Source organism: Thalassolituus marinus, from assembly GCF_020320395.1.
GTDB classification, from domain to species: Bacteria; Pseudomonadota; Gammaproteobacteria; order Pseudomonadales; family Oceanobacteraceae; genus Venatoribacter; species Venatoribacter marinus.
Genome location: NZ_JAEDAH010000042.1, coordinates 92467 through 110708 on the forward strand (window position 1 = coordinate 92467; position 18242 = coordinate 110708).

Here is an 18242-nt window from a genome sequence, read left to right on the forward strand (position 1 = left end):
ACAGCCTCAGCCTTTGTTATAGTGAGTTCAAACCGTTTTTTACCGAAGGTATCAGGCTGATTTATGGAAGAAAAAACTGGCTCAGAGCTGACCCCGGAACAGGTTCAGCGTTTTATCCCCTTTGACGAGCTGTCGCTGGAGACCATTGCTGAGCTGATGCCGCATTTCCGCCCCTATTCCGCCCCCGCTATGAAAATGCTGTTCAAGCGTGGCTCGGAAGATGACGAATGCCATTTTCTGCTGGAAGGTGAAATCGACCTCGCCGACGAGCAGTTCCGTATCAGTAAAGTGCATGGCGACGATGACGAAAACTTCCTTGCGCTGGATGCCAGCCACTCAATTCACCGTCACGCTGCCGTTACTCAGTCGCCCTGCAAACTGTTTGCAATTCGCCGCCAGTATCTGGAACTGATTACCACCTGGTCTGAATTGCGTCAGTCGTACGAACTGGATGAAAGCGAGTCCGACTGGCTGGAAACCCTGCTGACATCTGAACTGTTTAACCGCGTTCCACCGGCCAACATTCAGAAACTGCTGTCGCGCTTCAATGAGCGGGTTGTCACGCTGGGCGAAGAGATCGTGCACGAAGGTGAAGAAGGCAACGAGTGCTACGTAATTAAAACCGGCAAAGCCATCGTCACCCGTCGCGCGCACAACCAGAATGAAACTCTGGCAGCGCTGACCAACGGCGCCCTGTTTGGCGAAGATGCCCTGATCAGCAATCTGCCTCGTAATGCCACCGTCACCATGAGCAGTGATGGAGTGCTGATGACTCTTACCAAAGACGATTTCGATACTCTGCTGAAAGGACCGGTACTGGAATACGTTAACAGCAGTGATCTGGAAAGCCTGATTGAAGAAGGCGACACCGGCACCGTGCTGCTGGATGTGCGCACTGCTCAGGAGGCCTCTGTCAGTCCGATCCCGCGGGCGCAGAGCATTCCTCTGGCGCAACTGCGCAGCCGCCTGGGGCAGCTGTCAAAAACCTTTATTTATGTGGTGTGTGGTGAAGGTCGTGCCGAAGCCGCGGCTTACATCCTGACCGAAGCCGGCTATCAGGCCAAGGTTCTGAAACCCGCTCAGTCTGCCTGAGCGGCTTTCAGCGGCGACAGCATCTCCTCATAGGCAGCCCGATATCGCTCCAGCGTAATCGGGTCGAGCCAGTCTCCCAGAATTCGCAGGTTTTCTTCTAACGGAATCCGGGTCGCAATCCAGCCATTCAGGCGCGCAACAATTTCACGTCCCGGCGGGGTATTCGCACAGGCAACATGGCTGGTGTAAAACGGCGGAGACTCTTCAATACCCAGCGCTACCAGCGGCACACCGGCTTCCGGCACATGCTCCTTCACAAAATGCAGAATCCACGGGTACTCCACCATCAGATCAATGCGTCCCGAGTACAGCATACGGATCAGACTGAAAGGTCCATAGTTGTTGGAAACCCACACCGGTCGCGTCGTGCCGTGAGGTTCTTCCAGCACTTCCTGAACGTCGCCATAAGCCCGCTCACTCAGAATTCCGGGGCGCAGTTTCTCATCTTTCAGCAGATGCATTAACGACACCGTGGATTTACCGGGCGCCACCCGAGCAGCGTCCTCAGCACGCAGAATCACGACCATCGAAGGTACAATCGCACCGGCATCAGAAAAGACCGCATGACGTTCACGCTCAGGGGTTTTCAACGCCGCCGGATGACACACAGGTTCGCCGTCACGAATATCCTGCCAGGCCCGTGATGCATTCATCACCAACGGCACATGGAGGTATTCAGGCAGGGCTTCCATCATGCCTTTAAGGGCCAGATCAACCACGCCCTGACCAGCCTCCGGCCCATCTTCAATATGGAATGGCGCATAGGGCGCCAATGCCCAGCGCACGACCGGACGTTCGTCCGACTGAGCCACTGAAGTCTCACTCAGTAGCATCAGAAACAGCAGGAACAGCCGCATAAACTACATCTCTTATGACTTGCTATTCAGCATAATTCATTATGCAAAAAAGCCCGCGAAGTGCGGGCTTTGGCTTCAAAAGACAGAACACTTTATCGTGTTCTCAGCGATCAGAGCTTGCCGCTTTCTTCTGCCAGGTACTGAGCAACACCTTCCGGTGAAGCATTCATACCTTTATCGCCTTTGTTCCAGCCAGCCGGGCACACTTCACCGTGCTCTTCGTGGAACTGCAGCGCTTCAACCAGACGGATCAGTTCGTCGATATTACGGCCCAGTGGCAGGTCGTTGATGTTAGCGGCACGAACCATACCTTCACGGTCGATCAGGAAGGCGCCACGCAGAGCTACGCCACCGGCGGTTTCTACGTCGTAAGCTTTACAGATACCATGATCAACGTCGGCTGCCATGGTGTACTTAACCGCACCGATACCGCCTTTTTCTACCGGGGTATTACGCCATGCGTTGTGAGTAAAGTGTGAGTCGATGGATACAGAGATCACTTCCACACCCAGTTCCTGGAATTTGGCCATACGGTGATCCAGAGCGATCAGCTCAGATGGACACACGAAGGTGAAGTCCAGTGGGTAGAAGAAAACCAGAGCATACTTGCCTTTGGTTTCTTCACCGAAGTTGTAAGAATCCACAATGGTTCCGTTACCCAGTACAGCCGGAACTGTGAAATCAGGTGCTTTTTTGCCTACCAGTACGCTCATCGGTATTACTCCCTGTGAGAAATCTATGGTTTTCGTTAATCTTTACAGACTGGCGGCTATCATACAGTTACGCAGAGATTAAGGCAGCACTGTTTCAGCCGCCTGGCTGTTGTGAAAACAAAATCGGGAAAATAAATTGAACGCACTGACTTCCATTATCCGTAAACGACCGCTGGCAACCGCCATTGGTTTGTCTGCGGCAGTGCATCTGATTTTGTTCCTGCCGGATCAGTCTCCACCGGCCACCACTGAGCGAGTGTTAAATGCCGAATTAACACTCAGCACACTGAAAGCACGACCACTGACAGCCGCTCCGGAGCAACCTGCCAGCACCGCACAGCCGGCTGCAGCCAGTACGGAGCCAGCCAACGCCGCAGAAAAAAAAGCACCGCACAAAAAACCGCCAGCACTGAGCAGCCAGCAGCCTGCGCCAGAAAAAACCGTCAGGGAAGAAAACGAAATTGATAGCCCAGCGGCACCACAACCAGCGCCGATGCAAAATCAGGCTGTACAGCAACAGGCCATGAACCTCGAAAAAGGTTTATCCGATCAGGTCGACGAACTATCCAGCGACCCGACCGAGCGCAGTTACCAGCAACAGATTCTGGCGCATCTGCGTAACCATCTTGCCGCTCCGCAAGAATATTCCGGCAGTGTGCGCCTGAGCATGACCATTCGCTACGGCCAGATCGCCACCGATGTGCAGGTGCTGCGCAGCAGCGGCAACCCGCTCGTGGATGACTGGGCGGTTAAGGCCGCAATCGGTGCCAACCCCTACCCGCCCGTACCGACCGAACTGAGTCAGCCATTTACCTTCAGGCCAACCATTGCCATTGGTCGCTGAACCTTATTAATCCGGCATGCGGCCAAGAAAGCGGTACAGCACCGGCACCACAATCAGTGTCAGCAAGGTCGATACCAGCAAACCACCAATAATTGCCCAACCCATAGGCGACCACATACTGGAACCCGACAGCGTCAGCGGCAATAAGCCGCCAATGGTGGTCAGGGTGGTCAGTACAATCGGTACGAAGCGCGTCTGTGCTGCTGCGGCAATCGCCTGCAACTGCTCCATTCCTTCACGACGCATCTGGTTGGCATAATCCACCAGAATAATCGAGTTATTGACGACAATACCGATCAGCGATGTCAGACCAATAAAGGCGGTAAAACTGAAGGTATAACCGGTAATAAACAACGCCAGCAGCGCACCGATTAATGCAAACGGAATAGCGGCAAATACAATTAATGGCTGAATAAACGAGCGGAACTGCAGAACCAGCACAGCAAAAATACCGAATACCGCCAGAATTAATGCTTTCGCCATGCCGCCAAAAGCTTTCTTACGGTTTGCCTGCTCACCACCGACTTTAAAGTGCACACCATCCGGCCACTGGTACATCTGCAGCTCTTCCACCACCGCATTCGTTACCGCTTCGGTGGTGAAACCCGGCAGAACATCCGAGGTAATACGCGCCATGCGCTCGGTATCAAAATGCTGGAAGCGGGCAATGCTGGTTTCCATTTCAACAGAAGCCAGCTGCAGCAACGGCACCAGATCACCCTGAGCAGACATCACCTGAATATCATCAAAGGTCGCTAATTCAGGACGTGGATATTCCGACAAACGCAGCACCAGATCGTACTCTTCGCCTTCATTGTCACGATATACACCCATCGGCAAACCAACCAGTGCGGTACGAATGGTACGGTCGATGGTGGTTAACGGCACGCCAAGCATAGCGGCCTTGTCGCGGTTAATCTGTACGTGCAGATCGACCTTATATTTACCTACCGGGTTTTCCACCCCCACCACACCGGGCACCTGCGCCATGATGTTTTCAACATCGCGGGATACCCGCTGAATATCATTAAGATCTTCACCGATCACGCGAATCTCTACCGGCGCTTCTACCGGCGGGCCCTGCATAAATTCTTTTACGGTAATCTGTGCACCAGCAAAACCGGCCAGATGTTCACGTAAACGCGCCACCAGCGGCTCTACCTGATCCAGTTCACTGGCACTTAAGGTGACAAACAACTGGGCAAAATTTACCGTCTGGCGCGAAGGCATAATGTTGTAATAAATACGAGGATTACCGCGACCGACATTGCGGGCAATATCAATCACCAGTGGTTCTTCACGCACCAGAGCTTCCACCCGTGCAGCCATTGCATTGGTTTTATCAAAGGTGGTGCCTTCCGGCATATCGACATTCACCAGCAGCATGGGTTTTTCTGCTTTCGGAAACAGACTGACACCAATCACCGGAAACAGCATCATAGATGCCAGCAACAGCGTCAGCGAAATACCCAGTACGCGGCGCGGTTTATTCAGTGCTTTATTCAGCCAGTCGAGATAAAAACCACTGGCAATGGCTTCCAGTTTTTTCTGACTACGGGTTGTCTGCTTTGCCGAATTTCCCAGCTTACTGGCCAGCAGCGGAGTCAGAGTCAGCGCCACCAGAAGAGAAGCAAATAACGTCAGTACCACAGTGACCGGCATCGCCCGCATAAAGGTACCCGAGCCGTTCTGCATCAGCAGCATCGGTAAAAATGACAACACGGTTGTGATGGTACCGGACGCGACCGCCCAGGCGACCTGTGAGCTGCCGGTAATTGCTGCCTGCTGCGGACAATCTCCGTCACGCAGATGGCGAGCCACGTTTTCCACTACCACAATGGCGTTATCCACCAGCAGGCCAAGCGCAATCACCAGCCCAACAATCGACATCTGCTGCAGGCCAAAGCCGGTCATGTCGAGCCAGCCAATGGCGATAAAAATCGACAACGGAATCGCTGCCACCACCACCAGTGCCGGACGAAAACCCAGAACTACCAGCGACAACACCGCAACCAGCACCAGACCCTGATTAAGGTTATCGAAGAAACCATCAATCTGTCGTTCGACACTGACCGACTGATCCATTACGGTTTGCATCTGCACATCGTCCGGTAAGCGCGCGTCTCGATAATCGCTCAGTACCTGTTCAATACCTTCACGCACACGGAAAATCTGACTGCCCTTACGCTGCACTACCGACAGAAACACTGCTTTCTCGCCGTTAAGATGCGCACGATAACTGGGCAGGCTTTCCGTCAGTGAAATGCGGGCGATATCGCTGAGATAAATCAGTCGTGAATCGACAGCTCGCACTACGGTTGCACCGACCGCATCAAGGGATTCATAGTCGCCACTGGTTCGTACCGTGAAACGCCGTTCGCCGGCATTAGCATGACCACCCGGCAGGTTCTCTGCGGCACTGCGCACCGCCGCGTAAATTTCGTCCAGACTGATACCCAGACCGTTTACTTTACGCTGATCAACCTGAATCTGAACTTCCAGTGTTGGCAGCGCAGCGATATCCACACGTTTAACACCGGCCACCCGTTCAAGCTTTTGTTCCAGTGTTTCAGCGTGCTTTTTTAATTCCTGATAGTCACGAGCAGACGACACCAGTGCCAATTGCAGAATGCTGACATCGGCTGGTGAAATTTTATCAATATCCAGGGTGACAATATTATCTGGCAGGCGATCACGTACGCGGGTAACGGCAGCAACCACGTCATCGTATTTATCTTCAGGGTCGGTACCGTAGAGAAATTCAACACGAATAACCGCCAGACCATCTTCTACTTCGGTTTTAATTTCGCGCAGATCATCCAGTTCATTAATCGCACTTTCCAGTGGATCAACCACCAGCTTTTCCATATCCAGCGGCGTGGTTCCGGGATTAACAACTTTAATAACCGCAGCAGAAAAATCGAACTGAGGATCTTCTGAGCGTGGCATGGTGAAAAACGACACCACACCAAGCATCAGCAACAACGAACAGACCACCCAGGTAAACTGGTGGTTACGTACCGCAAGTTCGGGCAGTTTCATTATTCACCCCGCACTGCAGCGCTTTCATCACTGGCTACGGCGGCTGGCAAAGCCACCGCACGGCCTTCGGCAAGATAAGCAGCACCTTCGGTAACCACCCGCTCGCCTTCTTCCAGGCCGTCAGTAATCACCAGCTGGCCTTTATCCAGCGTGAGAATTTTTACCTGACGCATATGCGCAACAGCGTTGTCGTCGACCACGTAAACGTCAGCGTAACCATTGGCTGAACGCACCATAGCCGCCGCCGGAATTAACATCGCCTGTTGCCCGGTAACCGGCGTAATCACTGCATGACCGACAAATCCGGCCAGCAACTGGCGATTACCTTCTTCCGCCAGACGCAGCTCCACCTCAAAGGTTTGCGAGCGATCAGCACGCCCCGCCAGCTCCGACACTTCGGCAGCAAAGGTATAGTCTGGCCAGGCATCGAAAGAGACCGCCGCCGAATCATTTAAACTTAAACGAACAATATCGCGGTCGGTAACGCCGGCGCGTAAAACCCAGCCGCTTTTACGTGCGGCGAACAGAAACGCAGGCTTACCGTTGGCGACCATTTCATTGGCCTCAACAAAGCGCTTAAGTACCCGACCATCAGCCGGTGCACGAATTACCGCATGACGCTGGTTAAAACGTGCAACGCGCAGGTCCGAGCTCGCCACTTCAACCTGGGTTTCTGCCCGTTGCAGCTGCTCTACCGATAATGCATCCAATCCCTGCAGCGATTGAAAGCGTTCAAGATTGCGCTGAGCGTTGGCCAGAACCGATTCCGCCTTGGCCACCTGCGCATCAATTTCTTCAAGGTCCAGAGCCGCCAGCAATTGCCCCGATTTCACCCACTGACCTTCATCAACGGCGATTTTTCTGACCAGTCCGCCAATTTTAAAAGCGAGATTCTGTTCCGATTTATTTTCCAGCACGCCGCTGATATTCACCGGGCGGGCATACTCCTGCCACTGTGTGGTCACCGTTTCTACCGGTAACGGTGCCGCGGCATTGGCATCAGTAAAAATCATCAGGCCGGATAACAAACCGGGGATTAAAAACCGGATTAATCGCTGTGTACGCATGACGGTGTCTCTTTGTTATTTTTCAGGCAATGTAAGCAGTGAACACATCCTATCCGGGCTATGTGATATGCGTCAACTTTCGACAAACAGGCCAGAGAGGTCATTTAATGCCACTAAAGCAGTAAATTTTGCCAGATAGACCATTGTTTCTCTGGCCTACTGAGTTAAATTGCGCAGCATTCTCACCTGACAATAACGAAAATAAAAATGAACGCCTTACACTGCTCGGCCGATGTGCTGCATAACCTTATGCGGTTGCTCTCGACCCGGGGACTCAAAACAAGGCAGTTGCCGCGTTTTGATTTGCCCGCCGATGCCCTGTTCAACAGTCGCGCTCGCATCCCGGTTTCCTCCGTTCTGGAACTGGTTCGCTGGGCGGAACAAACCCTTGGTCAACCAGAGCTTTCTCTGGATTTTGGCCTGAGTCTCGCTCTGGCAGAGCAGGACACCGAGTTCAGACTGGCAGCATGGTGCAACGAAGGAGTCGAAAAACCTGCAGCGCTGATGCCTTTCGATACCGTATTACGTGCCTCTGACGACCGTCACAGCACACTGCAACTGCACTGGGACCCGGTAAGTGGTATCCCCGGCAGTCTGCGCAACATTGCCACCAACATTGCCATTGCCTGGTTACATCAGCGCTGGTTACCGGTAATTGCCGGACGTCATCAGGATATTCAGGCCGTGCTCAGCAGTGAGCAGGCGGTTGAATCACTCGATGCCTGGTTCCCGAACCACTTTGAACAGGGTGAAGTCACCAGCCTGACATTCCCGCGCACCTGGCTGGACGCACAGAATGATGGCCGTCGCATGCCGGAAATCGATGCCACCGGCACGCCGCAAAGCCAGCTGATTACCCACAAAGCTGCCAATATGTTCCGCGCCAGCCTCAACGATGCGCCGCCGCTGGAAGAACTGGCTCACAAACTTGGGCTGAGTGAACGTACCTGCAAACGTCGTCTGCAGGAATGCGGCACTCACTACCAGAAACTGCTGGGTGAACTGCGCCTGATTCAGGCCAGCTACTGGCTGCAGCAGCATCAGCACAAGGTAACCGATGTTGCGGTTCTGCTGGGCTACTCCAGTGTGGCTAACTTCTCCAAAGCGTTTAAAAAGTGGTGTGGTTATTCACCAAGCCAGGTACGTCATGGCGTACCGGCCATTCGCCACAGCACGGGCCCGGCACGCCTCGCGGCTCCCGCCAGCCTGTAAGCGTTGCACACCGGGACTGGTTGACGCTGTCAGCCAATCCCGGTTGAATAATCCGGCCAGGGCCCTCATACACCACGCCAGAGCATGGACACACCTGCTGACCAGCCAGCAGGCCGACCGAGGAGCCGCCATCAATGAGCGCCGGAACCAGCATGAACGATCGCGTAGCAGACGCCCCATCCCTGAACACCTACCATCACGGCAACCTGCGCCAGGCCTTGCTTGATGCTGCGGTCAGCGCCATCCGCGAGAGTGGTCCGGAAAACCTCAGCCTGCGTGCACTGGCCCGCAGTGTAGGGGTATCACAGACCGCGCCTTACCGTCATTTCGCAGACAAAAACGATTTGCTGGTCGAACTGGCACAGCAGACCTTTAACGAAATCACCCGGGTAACCGAAAGCGCCATCAATCCGGCCGACAATTGTCACCAGCGTATGCTCAGTGCCGGCGATGCCTTCCTGCGCTACGCCGCCGCCAATCCGGAAAAATACAAACTGGTGTTCGGCAACAGCATCGAGCACCCGGAGAATTACCCGCATCTGGTGGAAACCGGACAACGCTGTTTTGCTGTGATGCTCACCCTCATTGACGATGGCATCCAGGCTGGCGAATTCATTCAGGCCGATGCCATGTTGCTGGCCAATGTATGCTGGTCCGGCATCCACGGATTCTCGTCGTTATGGATCGACGGCCTGTTCGCCCGCCGCGAACTACCCGCCGATTTCGACACCATGCTCGGCAGCCAGATCCGCGCCACCGTCAGAGCCATTTCCGCCACCCCGGACGCCATAAAAATCTGACCACTTGGTCAGGACAAACCCGCACCAGCTCTGACTTTCGCCTGAGCAGAGCAGATCATGCGTCCTTTCATGCCAAAATGGCACCATGGTTCTGTTTTGTAAATTCTAAGGATGCCTAACGGCCGCTAAAGCGCTATACTGCCGCCCTTTTTCGGGGTCGCTGTGCTGTACAACAAAACAGCGCCCGCACTGTTCACCACATCGGGAAAAAACATGGCAAAGCAAACTGCACTGTATGCTAAACACCAGGAAGCCAACGGTAAGATTGTCGACTTCGGTGGCTGGGATATGCCGGTTAACTACGGCTCGCAGATTCAGGAACACCAGGCCGTTCGTCAGAACGCCGGTATGTTCGACGTATCGCACATGACCATTGTGGATGTAGCAGGCCCGGATGCCACCGCTTACCTGCAGAAACTGCTGGCCAACGACGTTGCCAAGCTGAAAGAAACCGGTAAAGCCCTGTACACCGGCATGCTGAACACCAACGGCGGCGTGATCGACGACCTCATCGTTTACAAAATGGACGGCTGGTACCGTACCGTTGTGAACTGCGCCACCCGTGAAAAAGATCTGGAGTGGATGTCCGCTCAGAAGAAATCCTTTGATGTCAGCCTGACCGAACGCCCGGAACTGGCCATGGTTGCTGTTCAGGGCCCGAAAGCCATTGAACTGGTTAAACAGGTTAAGAGCGAAGCCGCTGAGCTGATCGACAGCCTGAAAATTTTTCAGGGTCTGCCTAAGAGCAACTGGTTCTACGCGCGCACCGGTTACACCGGCGAAGACGGTCTGGAAATCATGGTGCCGGAAACCGAAGTGGCAGAATTCTGGCAGCAGCTGCTGGACGCTGGCGTCGCCCCATGTGGCCTGGGCGCCCGTGATACCCTGCGCCTGGAAGCCGGCATGAACCTGTACGGTAACGATATGGACGAGAACACCTCGCCACTGCAGGCCGGCATGGGCTGGACCATTGCCTGGGAACCAGCAGATCGTGACTTTATCGGCCGCAGCGCCCTGGAAGCAGAAAAAGCCGCTGGCGTTGCCATGAAGCAGGTTGGTCTGGTGATGGAAAGCCGTGGTGTGATGCGCTCACACCAGAAAGTTGTGGTAGAAGGTATTGGTGAAGGTGAAGTCACCTCCGGTACTTTTTCACCATCGCTCGAATACTCTATTGCAATTGCACGCGTTCCGGCCGCAACCGGCGACGAGTGTATGGTTGATGTACGCGGTAAACTGGTGCCTGTGCGCGTTGTTAAACTGCCGTTCGTACGTAATGGCCAAAAACAGTTTTAAAACCGAATTTTTCAAACTCTGAATTTCTGAATTGGAGAACAACATGAGCAACATTCCAGCTGAACTGAAATACGTCGCCTCCCACGAGTGGATCCGTGTTGAAGCAGATGGCACCGTGACCATCGGTATTACTGATTTCGCCCAGGCTGCACTGGGTGACGTGGTATTCGTTGAACTGCCGGAAGTTGGCAGCGACGTTGAAGCCGAGCAGGACATTGCCGTTGTTGAATCTGTAAAAGCAGCTTCTGATATCTACGCACCACTGTCCGGTAAAATCATCGCCGTTAACGAAGAACTGGTTGATGCACCGGAAAAAGTGAACGAAGACCCATACGGCGACGCATGGTTCTTCAAAATGGAAGTAGCTGACGCTGCTGACCTGGAAAACCTGATGGATGCCGACGCTTACGCAGCAGCCTGCGAATAAGCCCGACACCACCTGCGGCCTGTTGTTATCCCGCACTCCTGCATTGGCGGTAACACAACAGGCCGGATTCATTGCCCGCTCTCCGGGCCCGCACCACGCGCATACGTTTTAACCTTCTGAGTTAAGCCATGACCACACGATCTCTCAAAGAACTCGAACAACGCGATAATTTTATCGGCCGTCACATTGCTTCCAACGGTGCTACCCCGGACAGCAATGAAGAAGCCGCCATGCTGGCAGAAATCGGTGCCGATTCTCTGGAAGCACTGACCGCGGAAATTGTCCCGGCCGATATCCTGCGTGCGCCTTTCCTCGATATTGCCGAAGGCCAGACTGAGTTCGCAGCACTGAACTACCTGAAATCGCTGGCAGCGAAAAACAAGGTATTCAAAAGCTACATCGGTATGGGTTACCACGACACCATCATTCCACCGGTGATCCTGCGTAACGTCATGGAAAACCCGGGCTGGTACACCGCCTACACGCCATACCAGCCAGAGATTGCTCAGGGCCGCCTGGAAGCACTGCTTAACTTCCAGCAAATGGTGATCGACTTCACCGGCATGGAACTGGCCAACGCCTCCCTGCTCGACGAAGGCACCGCCGCGGCAGAAGCCATGGCCATGGCCAAGCGTTCTGTGCGTAAAAACAAATCCAACACCTTCTACGTTGATGAGAACTGTCTGCCACAGACCATCGACGTGGTAAAAACCCGTGCCGAAGCCTTTGGCTGGGATGTACTGGTCGGCCCAGCCGCCGCAGCAGCCGACGCCGATGTATTCGGTGCCCTGTTCCAGTACCCGGGTAAAAACGGTGAAGTGACCGATTTCACCGACGTGATTACCGCCCTGCACGCCAAAGACGCGCTGGCCGCTGTTGCCTCCGACCTGATGGCACTGGTGATGCTGAAAGCACCGGGTGAAATGGGTGCCGACATCGTTCTGGGTAACGCCCAGCACTTCGGCGTACCAATGGGCTTTGGTGGTCCGCACGCGGCCTTCTTCGCTACCCGTGACAGCTTCAAGCGTTCGATTCCGGGCCGTATTATCGGTGTATCCATCGACGCACAGGGCAAACCTGCACTGCGTATGGCACTGCAGACCCGTGAGCAGCATATCCGTCGTGAGAAAGCTAACTCCAACATCTGTACCGCCCAGGTACTGCTGGCCAACCTCAGCTCGTTCTACGCTGTGTACCACGGCCCACAGGGTCTGAAGACCATTGCCGCACGCATTCACCGCCTGACCGACATTCTGGCAGCAGGCCTGAAAAACAAAGGCGTGGCACTGACCAACAACAGCTGGTTCGACACCCTGACCCTGACTGTGGCCGATAAAGCCGCCGTACTGGCGCGCGCCGAAGCCGCCGAAGTGAACCTGCGCAACGATGCCCAGCTGGGCATGAGCGGCGACGCTCTGGGCGTGACCCTGAGCGAGAAAACCTCCGCCGCTGACGTACAGCAGCTGTTCGACGTGATTCTGGGCGAAGGCCACGGTTTGGACGTGTACGCACTGGATGCCGAGATCGTTGCCAACGGCTCCAACAGCATCGACGCCGACATGGCGCGTAACACCGCATTCCTGACCCACCCGACCTTCAACAGCTACCACACCGAGCATGAAATGCTGCGCTACCTGAAGCGCCTGGAAGCGAAGGATCTGGCCATGAACCACAGCATGATCACGCTGGGTTCCTGCACCATGAAACTGAACGCCACCACTGAAATGATTCCGGTTACCTGGCCGGAATTCGCCAACATTCACCCGTTTGCCCCAACGTCACAGACCGTGGGCTACGAGGAAATGATCGGTGAGCTGGATGGTTACCTGAAAGCCGTCACTGGCTTCGACGCCATCTGTATGCAGCCTAACTCCGGTGCGCAGGGCGAATACGCCGGCCTGCTGGCGATCAAGAAATACCACGAGAGCCGTGGCGAAGGTCACCGTAATGTGTGTCTGATTCCGCGTTCGGCCCACGGTACCAACCCGGCCTCTGCTCAGATGATGTCCATGCGCGTTGTCGTCACCAACTGCGACGACGAAGGCAACGTGGATTTCGACGACCTGAAAAAGAAAGCCGAAGAAGTGGGCGATCAACTGTCGTGCCTGATGCTGACCTACCCATCGACCCACGGTATTTACGAGCAGGGCGTACGCGAAATCTGCGACCTGATCCACTCACTGGGTGGCCAGGTGTACATGGACGGTGCCAACCTCAACGCCCAGGTAGGCATTACCCAGCCAGCCTTTATCGGCGCTGACGTATCACACATGAACCTGCACAAAACCTTCGCCATTCCACACGGTGGCGGTGGCCCGGGCATGGGACCGATTGGCGTAGCAGCGCACCTGGCGCCGCATGTTGCCAACCACGCAGTCCGCCCGATCGACAACGAATCGAAAGGCAACGGTGCCGTATCGGCAGCGCCTTATGGCTCGTCGTCCATTCTGCCAATCAGCTGGATGTACATCACCCTGATGGGCGGCAACGGTCTGCGTCGTGCAACCCAGAACGCCCTGCTGAAAGCCAACTACCTGGCCAAGCGTCTTTCTGCCCACTACCCGATTCTGTACTCAGGTCAGAACGGCCGCGTGGCGCACGAATGTATTGTTGACCTGCGTCCGATCAAAGCAGAAAGCGGCATCACCGAAGTGGATATCGCCAAGCGCTTAATGGACTACGGCTTCCACGCCCCGACCATGTCGTTCCCGGTAGCGGGTACCTTCATGATCGAGCCGACCGAATCCGAATCCAAAGCCGAAGTGGATCGCTTTGCCGACGCCATGATCGCCATTAAAGGTGAAATCGACGCCGTGATGCGTGGTGAACTGGATGCGGAAAACAACCCGCTGAAAAACGCCCCACACACCGCCGAAGTGGTTACCGGCGACTGGGAACGTCCATACAGCCGTGAACTGGCCGCCTACCCGGTTAAAAACCTGGGCGCACACAAATTCTGGCCAACCGTTGGCCGTATTGATGACGTGTACGGCGACCGCAACCTGATTTGTTCGTGCCCGGCGATTGAGAATTACGAGGACTGATTGTTTTCGTAGTTTGAGTTAAATAAAAAGCCCGCGAAAGCGGGCTTTTTATTCACAACTACAAAATTTCTCGTTCCCACGCTCCGCGTGGGAACGCAACTGTACAGCAGAGGCTACCACGCAGAGCGTGGGAGCCAGTTAGCATTTTTCAAAACACTATCGGCCAGAGACAATGACTTCATATTTATCCTTAGAGATCTCAGCCTTATAAATAGGTATAACTCTACCCAGTTCTGAGCTAGCACGATCCACAGCATCCTTCAGTCGGACAAAATCGTCATTGCACATTTTGCAACCGGCAATAACGGAATTTAATATCTCTTTTCTATCGTATGGATGAATACCTGGCTTCCGGTTCAGATCCAGACATCGCTCCTCTTGTTCATATGTCCAATCTTTACCTTTCACAAGAAAATTTTTCTTTGAATTCACGTCCCTGCTATCGTTAAAGTTAATAATTGGACGCTCGTCTTGATAATCTACTGGAAATGGGTACAAGAAATTAACCACTGATAGATCTGCTTCCTCTTCGGTTCCATAAATCACCGTAGGTATTGAAAACTCAACAACGAATCCTTTGTGATCTTGAGCATAATGCGCCCACAATAATAAACTTTTAAATGATCTAGAAAGAGAACAGACTCCAAGGTTTTGTACAAGCCCTTCTGCATACTCACCACTTTCAACGGCTTTCTTTATACTTGCCAGCATCTTGCTTTTATTCTGAATCCTCTTAGCTGGAGATAAACCATTGATCGCACCAGCCTTCTTGAATAAATCCTTGCGCTCCGTTAAATGCTCTTCCATATTCTCAAAGTCATAAACGGGCATACAATCAAAAGGATCATTAAAGTCTGCAGGAGCTGTGAACTTTATTGTTCCTTCTGAAATTACACAAAGAGACCCTTCGCTAAAAGGAAGATATTTGTACCTTAAGATTCGATCATCCATAAAAATCTATTTCCAACTTGGTTTTACTTGATAGTCTTTCTCGTTCCCACGCTCCGCGTGGGAACGCAACGGTGCCACCAAGGGCTACCACGCAGAGCGTGGGAGCCAGGGGTAAAAATTCTGGACTAGGCAACTAAGCCAATAAGGTAAGAACATAGTGAGCGCTTTTAAAATATTATTTATAACGATCTTCAAGTCCGACAGACAACAAAGAGCCATCCTTAAACATTCTAAGCTCATTAATTAGCACCTGTGCATTCAAATCATCGAGCGCAGCAAAAAACAAACAATTTTCTGACTTCTCGGATCCACATGCAGAAAAAACTATATATTGATTACTATCACCGTAAGAATCAAACTTGATCTGCCAAACCCCACCATTCAAAGGACGTATATAGGTAATAATTTTTGACAGGACATCATTATTTTCTTTCGCTACTGCAGACCAACGCAAATATTTTTCCACGGACTCAATAAAATCATCGACTTTAGGATATTCAACACTGATACCTAGATAGCCATTGCCATATCTATCGGCCATCAAATGGTAAACATCGACACCCGAAATAAACTGAACTTTTCCGGCAGTTGCTTTCGGCATATAACGCTGAGAATACTGATTGTATTCACTTAGGCGAACATTCGTCTTGAACTGTCTTTCATTTGAAGGCTTCGGCATCGATACACAAGCCGAAATAAATACTGCTAGAAAGATAAACCATATTTTATAGCTATACATAAAGTACCCTACTCATTCGTGATGAAAAATTTATGAGACTTCCCCTCGTTCCACGCTCTGCGTGGAAGCAACTCGTAAAGAACTAGTCGGACACCCACGCTAACAGGCATCACTGCCCGGACACCCACATTAGTACTTATTTAATAACAGAAAACTCAAAGACTACAACTCAGTTGAAAGTACTAGCTCTTTTGTCAGCGGCTATCCGCCCCTGGTTAAGACTCCATGAGACTATCCGAGCAATCTAACCGGACACCCACTCTAAGCGCCGTTTATTACCAGTCTGATATCAGACCAAAACAAAGCAAACTGGCATTCCCCGACATTCAAGCTATTACCCGTTCACCCACCGATAATCCCACCCAAAAGCCGGGTAAACGGCACTATATCCCGCCGCACGCTGGCGGCTTCCAGTGCGACCATATATTCGCTTCGGCGTTCAACCTGCACCACGGTCCTGGGGTAGCCACCGGCGGCCATTTCTCGTTCCTACGCTCCGCGTGGGAACGCAACGGTGCCAGCAAGGGCTACCACGCAGAGCGTGGGAGCCAGATGAGCGTGGGAGCCAGATGAGCGTGGGAGCCAGATGAGCGTGGGAGCCAGTTAGCTGACACGGCTTATTCACTACCAGAGCTTATCCACCGCAAGCAGTCCTTCAGTACCCGCGTAATCTCTGGCACTGGAGTAACGCCAGTGCTCGGCCTGATCAACGTAACCTCGCTTGACCGGGTTCTGATGAATGTATTCGATCTTTTGTCTCATAATGTCAGAACTGCTGATCCATTCTGGATGAACACCTTCTTAACCAGTATCCGGACACCCACGTTAACCAGTATCCGGACACCCACGTTAACCAGGACACTAGCCGGACACCCACAGCAATACGCCTATAACGCTTCAAACTCTACCCCAATCAGCTCGTACTGAATCAATGCTTCATGCAGTGCCTTACCGAGGTAGATGCCAGTAAAGTTATCTTCTTTGATCTTAAAAAAACCACTATCTGGCACCTTATCCAGATCAAAAACTGCCTTGGAAACACCACCGAAGGGATTCATTTCTGACTTCTCTTTATCAAGAGCGTCTATCACTGATACAACGTTACACAGCCACATACGAACACTATTCCATTTCAACTCAATGAACTGAACTGAGTCTCCGACAAGAGGCTTCAGATATTCACAAAGATCATTGCTTACCACGAACGAACCGACGTTCAGCAGCGAGACGTCACATAAAGGTAAACCTGTATCTTCATCATCCGGCTCAACATACAGGGGTTGTTGCACATCAAGACGAGCCCCCTTGCAGCGTATCGTGCCGCCCTTAACAAGTACAAAGCTCTTACAGTTGTCGAAATCTACTTCGAGCGAATAGACAGCATCAGAATGAGCCATTACTAATCTCCATGATCTCTGATCTTTTCAATCTACGGTCCAGTGAGAAATTGCCAGAAACGACTCCCCTGGCAATTCTCCGAAGAATAGCGCGTGCATGCATCGGGCTCATCGCCTGCTCTAAGCACGAAGTAATATTCAGGTAGTAGGTCTTACGGTGTACAGTTCGATGTGCAAATGCGAAGTCGGGATAATTTGGCAAGTTTCGCTTGTAATTAGGCAGCCAAACACCGTTACATGGATCATCAATGCGTACATTGTATTGTGCGAGAATTTCTCTGGCTGCCTCTGCTCTGATATGACCACCACTGACTATCGCGTGAGCTTCAAAATTGCCACAGACTGGTCGTTCATAACCAACAGCACCAAGAAAATCACCCAGCCGCGTTGAGTCGTGCTGTTCTGACATAAGTTCCGTATGAGACATACCCTGTCCGTTTTTTATATACTGTGCCAGAACTTCCTTCATTGCCAAGACCTTGGTGTCTGTAATGGTCTTAGCTATTAGCTGGTTAGTTTCCTTAGTAAGGCGCCCGCTTACGGTTAACAGTTCCGTCAGGCCTAATCTGAAATCAAGCTCATCAACTTCTAAGTAAAGTGGGTCCATTTCCAGACAAATCCTCCATGTCGCTGTGTGATTGTCGCGGATAAAATCCGCTCCTACAACCCATATAGGACTACTACCCGACGAGCACCAGTATCCGGACACCCACGTTAAGGCAGTATCCGAACACCCACATTAATAGTTTCAGACTATCCAGACA

General features: G+C 52.6%; 16 protein-coding genes. 7 read left to right on the plus strand and 9 right to left on the minus strand.

Annotated features, from left to right (window positions below; all coding sequences use genetic code 11):
• The first annotated feature begins 63 nt into the window (after nucleotides 1-63).
• Nucleotides 64-1092: a cyclic nucleotide-binding domain-containing protein gene (locus I9W95_RS08490; protein ID WP_225673829.1), complete on the plus strand. Its 1029-nt coding sequence runs from the start codon at nucleotides 64-66 to the stop codon at nucleotides 1090-1092.
• Here I9W95_RS08490 and I9W95_RS08495 read toward each other — a convergent pair.
• Nucleotides 1080-1949: a hypothetical protein gene (locus I9W95_RS08495; protein ID WP_225673831.1), complete on the minus strand. Its 870-nt coding sequence runs from the start codon at nucleotides 1947-1949 to the stop codon at nucleotides 1080-1082. The two genes, I9W95_RS08490 and I9W95_RS08495, sit on opposite strands and share 13 nt — an antisense overlap.
• A gap of 110 nt (nucleotides 1950-2059) precedes the next feature.
• Nucleotides 2060-2662, minus strand: a complete 603-nt coding sequence (locus tag I9W95_RS08500) for a peroxiredoxin (protein WP_225673832.1) — start codon at nucleotides 2660-2662, stop codon at nucleotides 2060-2062.
• A gap of 136 nt (nucleotides 2663-2798) precedes the next feature.
• Between I9W95_RS08500 and I9W95_RS08505 the strand changes: the two genes are divergently transcribed.
• The gene (locus I9W95_RS08505; RefSeq protein ID WP_225673834.1) at nucleotides 2799-3506 is read left to right on the plus strand and encodes a TonB family protein; all 708 of its coding nucleotides are present in this window, start codon (nucleotides 2799-2801) and stop codon (nucleotides 3504-3506) included.
• Nucleotides 3507-3512: 6 nt separating this feature from the next.
• On the opposite strand, the gene I9W95_RS08510 is transcribed toward I9W95_RS08505, so the two are convergent.
• Together I9W95_RS08510 and I9W95_RS08515 are read right to left on the minus strand one after the other, a co-directional pair.
• Nucleotides 3513-6548: an efflux RND transporter permease subunit gene (locus I9W95_RS08510; protein ID WP_225673836.1), complete on the minus strand. Its 3036-nt coding sequence runs from the start codon at nucleotides 6546-6548 to the stop codon at nucleotides 3513-3515.
• Nucleotides 6548-7615, minus strand: coding sequence for an efflux RND transporter periplasmic adaptor subunit (locus I9W95_RS08515; protein ID WP_225673838.1), 1068 nt, complete (start codon nucleotides 7613-7615; stop codon nucleotides 6548-6550). The genes I9W95_RS08510 and I9W95_RS08515 overlap by 1 nt, the downstream gene beginning before the upstream one ends.
• A 207-nt stretch (nucleotides 7616-7822) precedes the next feature.
• Here I9W95_RS08515 and I9W95_RS08520 point away from each other — a divergent pair, with 207 nt between their 5' ends.
• From I9W95_RS08520 to gcvP, 5 genes are all read left to right on the plus strand, one after another.
• On the plus strand, nucleotides 7823-8827 hold the full coding sequence (locus tag I9W95_RS08520) for a helix-turn-helix transcriptional regulator (RefSeq protein WP_225673840.1): 1005 nt from the start codon (nucleotides 7823-7825) through the stop codon (nucleotides 8825-8827).
• Between the two features lie 152 nt (nucleotides 8828-8979).
• Nucleotides 8980-9627, plus strand: a complete 648-nt coding sequence (locus I9W95_RS08525) for a TetR/AcrR family transcriptional regulator (protein ID WP_225673842.1) — start codon at nucleotides 8980-8982, stop codon at nucleotides 9625-9627.
• 213 nt (nucleotides 9628-9840) lie between these two features.
• The gene (gene gcvT, locus I9W95_RS08530) at nucleotides 9841-10920 is read left to right on the plus strand and encodes a glycine cleavage system aminomethyltransferase GcvT (protein WP_225673844.1); all 1080 of its coding nucleotides are present in this window, start codon (nucleotides 9841-9843) and stop codon (nucleotides 10918-10920) included.
• A gap of 43 nt (nucleotides 10921-10963) precedes the next feature.
• A complete protein-coding gene (gcvH, locus tag I9W95_RS08535; RefSeq protein WP_225673846.1) occupies nucleotides 10964-11347 on the plus strand; it encodes a glycine cleavage system protein GcvH in 384 nt (127 codons plus the stop codon).
• 128 nt (nucleotides 11348-11475) lie between these two features.
• Complete coding sequence (gene gcvP, locus I9W95_RS08540) at nucleotides 11476-14391, plus strand: aminomethyl-transferring glycine dehydrogenase (protein WP_225673848.1); 2916 nt, start codon at nucleotides 11476-11478, stop codon at nucleotides 14389-14391.
• 156 nt (nucleotides 14392-14547) lie between these two features.
• Here the strand turns inward: gcvP and I9W95_RS08545 are convergent, their stop codons facing one another.
• The 5 genes from I9W95_RS08545 to I9W95_RS08565 form a co-directional block, all read right to left on the minus strand.
• The gene (locus I9W95_RS08545) at nucleotides 14548-15342 is read right to left on the minus strand and encodes a DUF2971 domain-containing protein (protein ID WP_225673850.1); all 795 of its coding nucleotides are present in this window, start codon (nucleotides 15340-15342) and stop codon (nucleotides 14548-14550) included.
• 175 nt (nucleotides 15343-15517) lie between these two features.
• The gene (locus tag I9W95_RS08550; protein ID WP_225673852.1) at nucleotides 15518-16081 is read right to left on the minus strand and encodes a hypothetical protein; all 564 of its coding nucleotides are present in this window, start codon (nucleotides 16079-16081) and stop codon (nucleotides 15518-15520) included.
• Between the two features lie 624 nt (nucleotides 16082-16705).
• Entirely contained in the window at nucleotides 16706-16843 is a 138-nt protein-coding gene (locus tag I9W95_RS08555) for a hypothetical protein (protein WP_225673854.1), read from the minus strand.
• A gap of 125 nt (nucleotides 16844-16968) precedes the next feature.
• Entirely contained in the window at nucleotides 16969-17478 is a 510-nt protein-coding gene (locus tag I9W95_RS08560) for an imm11 family protein (RefSeq protein ID WP_225673856.1), read from the minus strand.
• Entirely contained in the window at nucleotides 17465-18085 is a 621-nt protein-coding gene (locus I9W95_RS08565) for an AHH domain-containing protein (protein WP_225673858.1), read from the minus strand. The genes I9W95_RS08560 and I9W95_RS08565 overlap by 14 nt, the downstream gene beginning before the upstream one ends.
• Nucleotides 18086-18242 lie beyond the last annotated feature (157 nt).

Bases quoted from the DNA above. Each gene is read 5' to 3' on its own strand.
- I9W95_RS08550 (WP_225673852.1), bottom strand. From the start codon at position 16,081: ATGTATAGCTATAAAATATGGTTTATCTTTCTAGCAGTATTTATTTCG.
- I9W95_RS08525 (WP_225673842.1), top strand. From the start codon at position 8,980: ATGAACGATCGCGTAGCAGACGCCCCATCCCTGAACACCTACCATCAC.
- I9W95_RS08490 (WP_225673829.1), top strand. From the start codon at position 64: ATGGAAGAAAAAACTGGCTCAGAGCTGACCCCGGAACAGGTTCAGCGT.
- gcvP (WP_225673848.1), top strand. From the start codon at position 11,476: ATGACCACACGATCTCTCAAAGAACTCGAACAACGCGATAATTTTATC.
- I9W95_RS08500 (WP_225673832.1), bottom strand. From the start codon at position 2,662: ATGAGCGTACTGGTAGGCAAAAAAGCACCTGATTTCACAGTTCCGGCT.
- I9W95_RS08510 (WP_225673836.1), bottom strand. From the start codon at position 6,548: ATGAAACTGCCCGAACTTGCGGTACGTAACCACCAGTTTACCTGGGTG.
- I9W95_RS08495 (WP_225673831.1), bottom strand. From the start codon at position 1,949: ATGCGGCTGTTCCTGCTGTTTCTGATGCTACTGAGTGAGACTTCAGTG.
- gcvH (WP_225673846.1), top strand. From the start codon at position 10,964: ATGAGCAACATTCCAGCTGAACTGAAATACGTCGCCTCCCACGAGTGG.
- I9W95_RS08560 (WP_225673856.1), bottom strand. From the start codon at position 17,478: ATGGCTCATTCTGATGCTGTCTATTCGCTCGAAGTAGATTTCGACAAC.
- I9W95_RS08555 (WP_225673854.1), bottom strand. From the start codon at position 16,843: ATGAGACAAAAGATCGAATACATTCATCAGAACCCGGTCAAGCGAGGT.
- I9W95_RS08565 (WP_225673858.1), bottom strand. From the start codon at position 18,085: ATGGACCCACTTTACTTAGAAGTTGATGAGCTTGATTTCAGATTAGGC.
- gcvT (WP_225673844.1), top strand. From the start codon at position 9,841: ATGGCAAAGCAAACTGCACTGTATGCTAAACACCAGGAAGCCAACGGT.
- I9W95_RS08545 (WP_225673850.1), bottom strand. From the start codon at position 15,342: ATGGATGATCGAATCTTAAGGTACAAATATCTTCCTTTTAGCGAAGGG.
- I9W95_RS08515 (WP_225673838.1), bottom strand. From the start codon at position 7,615: ATGCGTACACAGCGATTAATCCGGTTTTTAATCCCCGGTTTGTTATCC.
- I9W95_RS08520 (WP_225673840.1), top strand. From the start codon at position 7,823: ATGAACGCCTTACACTGCTCGGCCGATGTGCTGCATAACCTTATGCGG.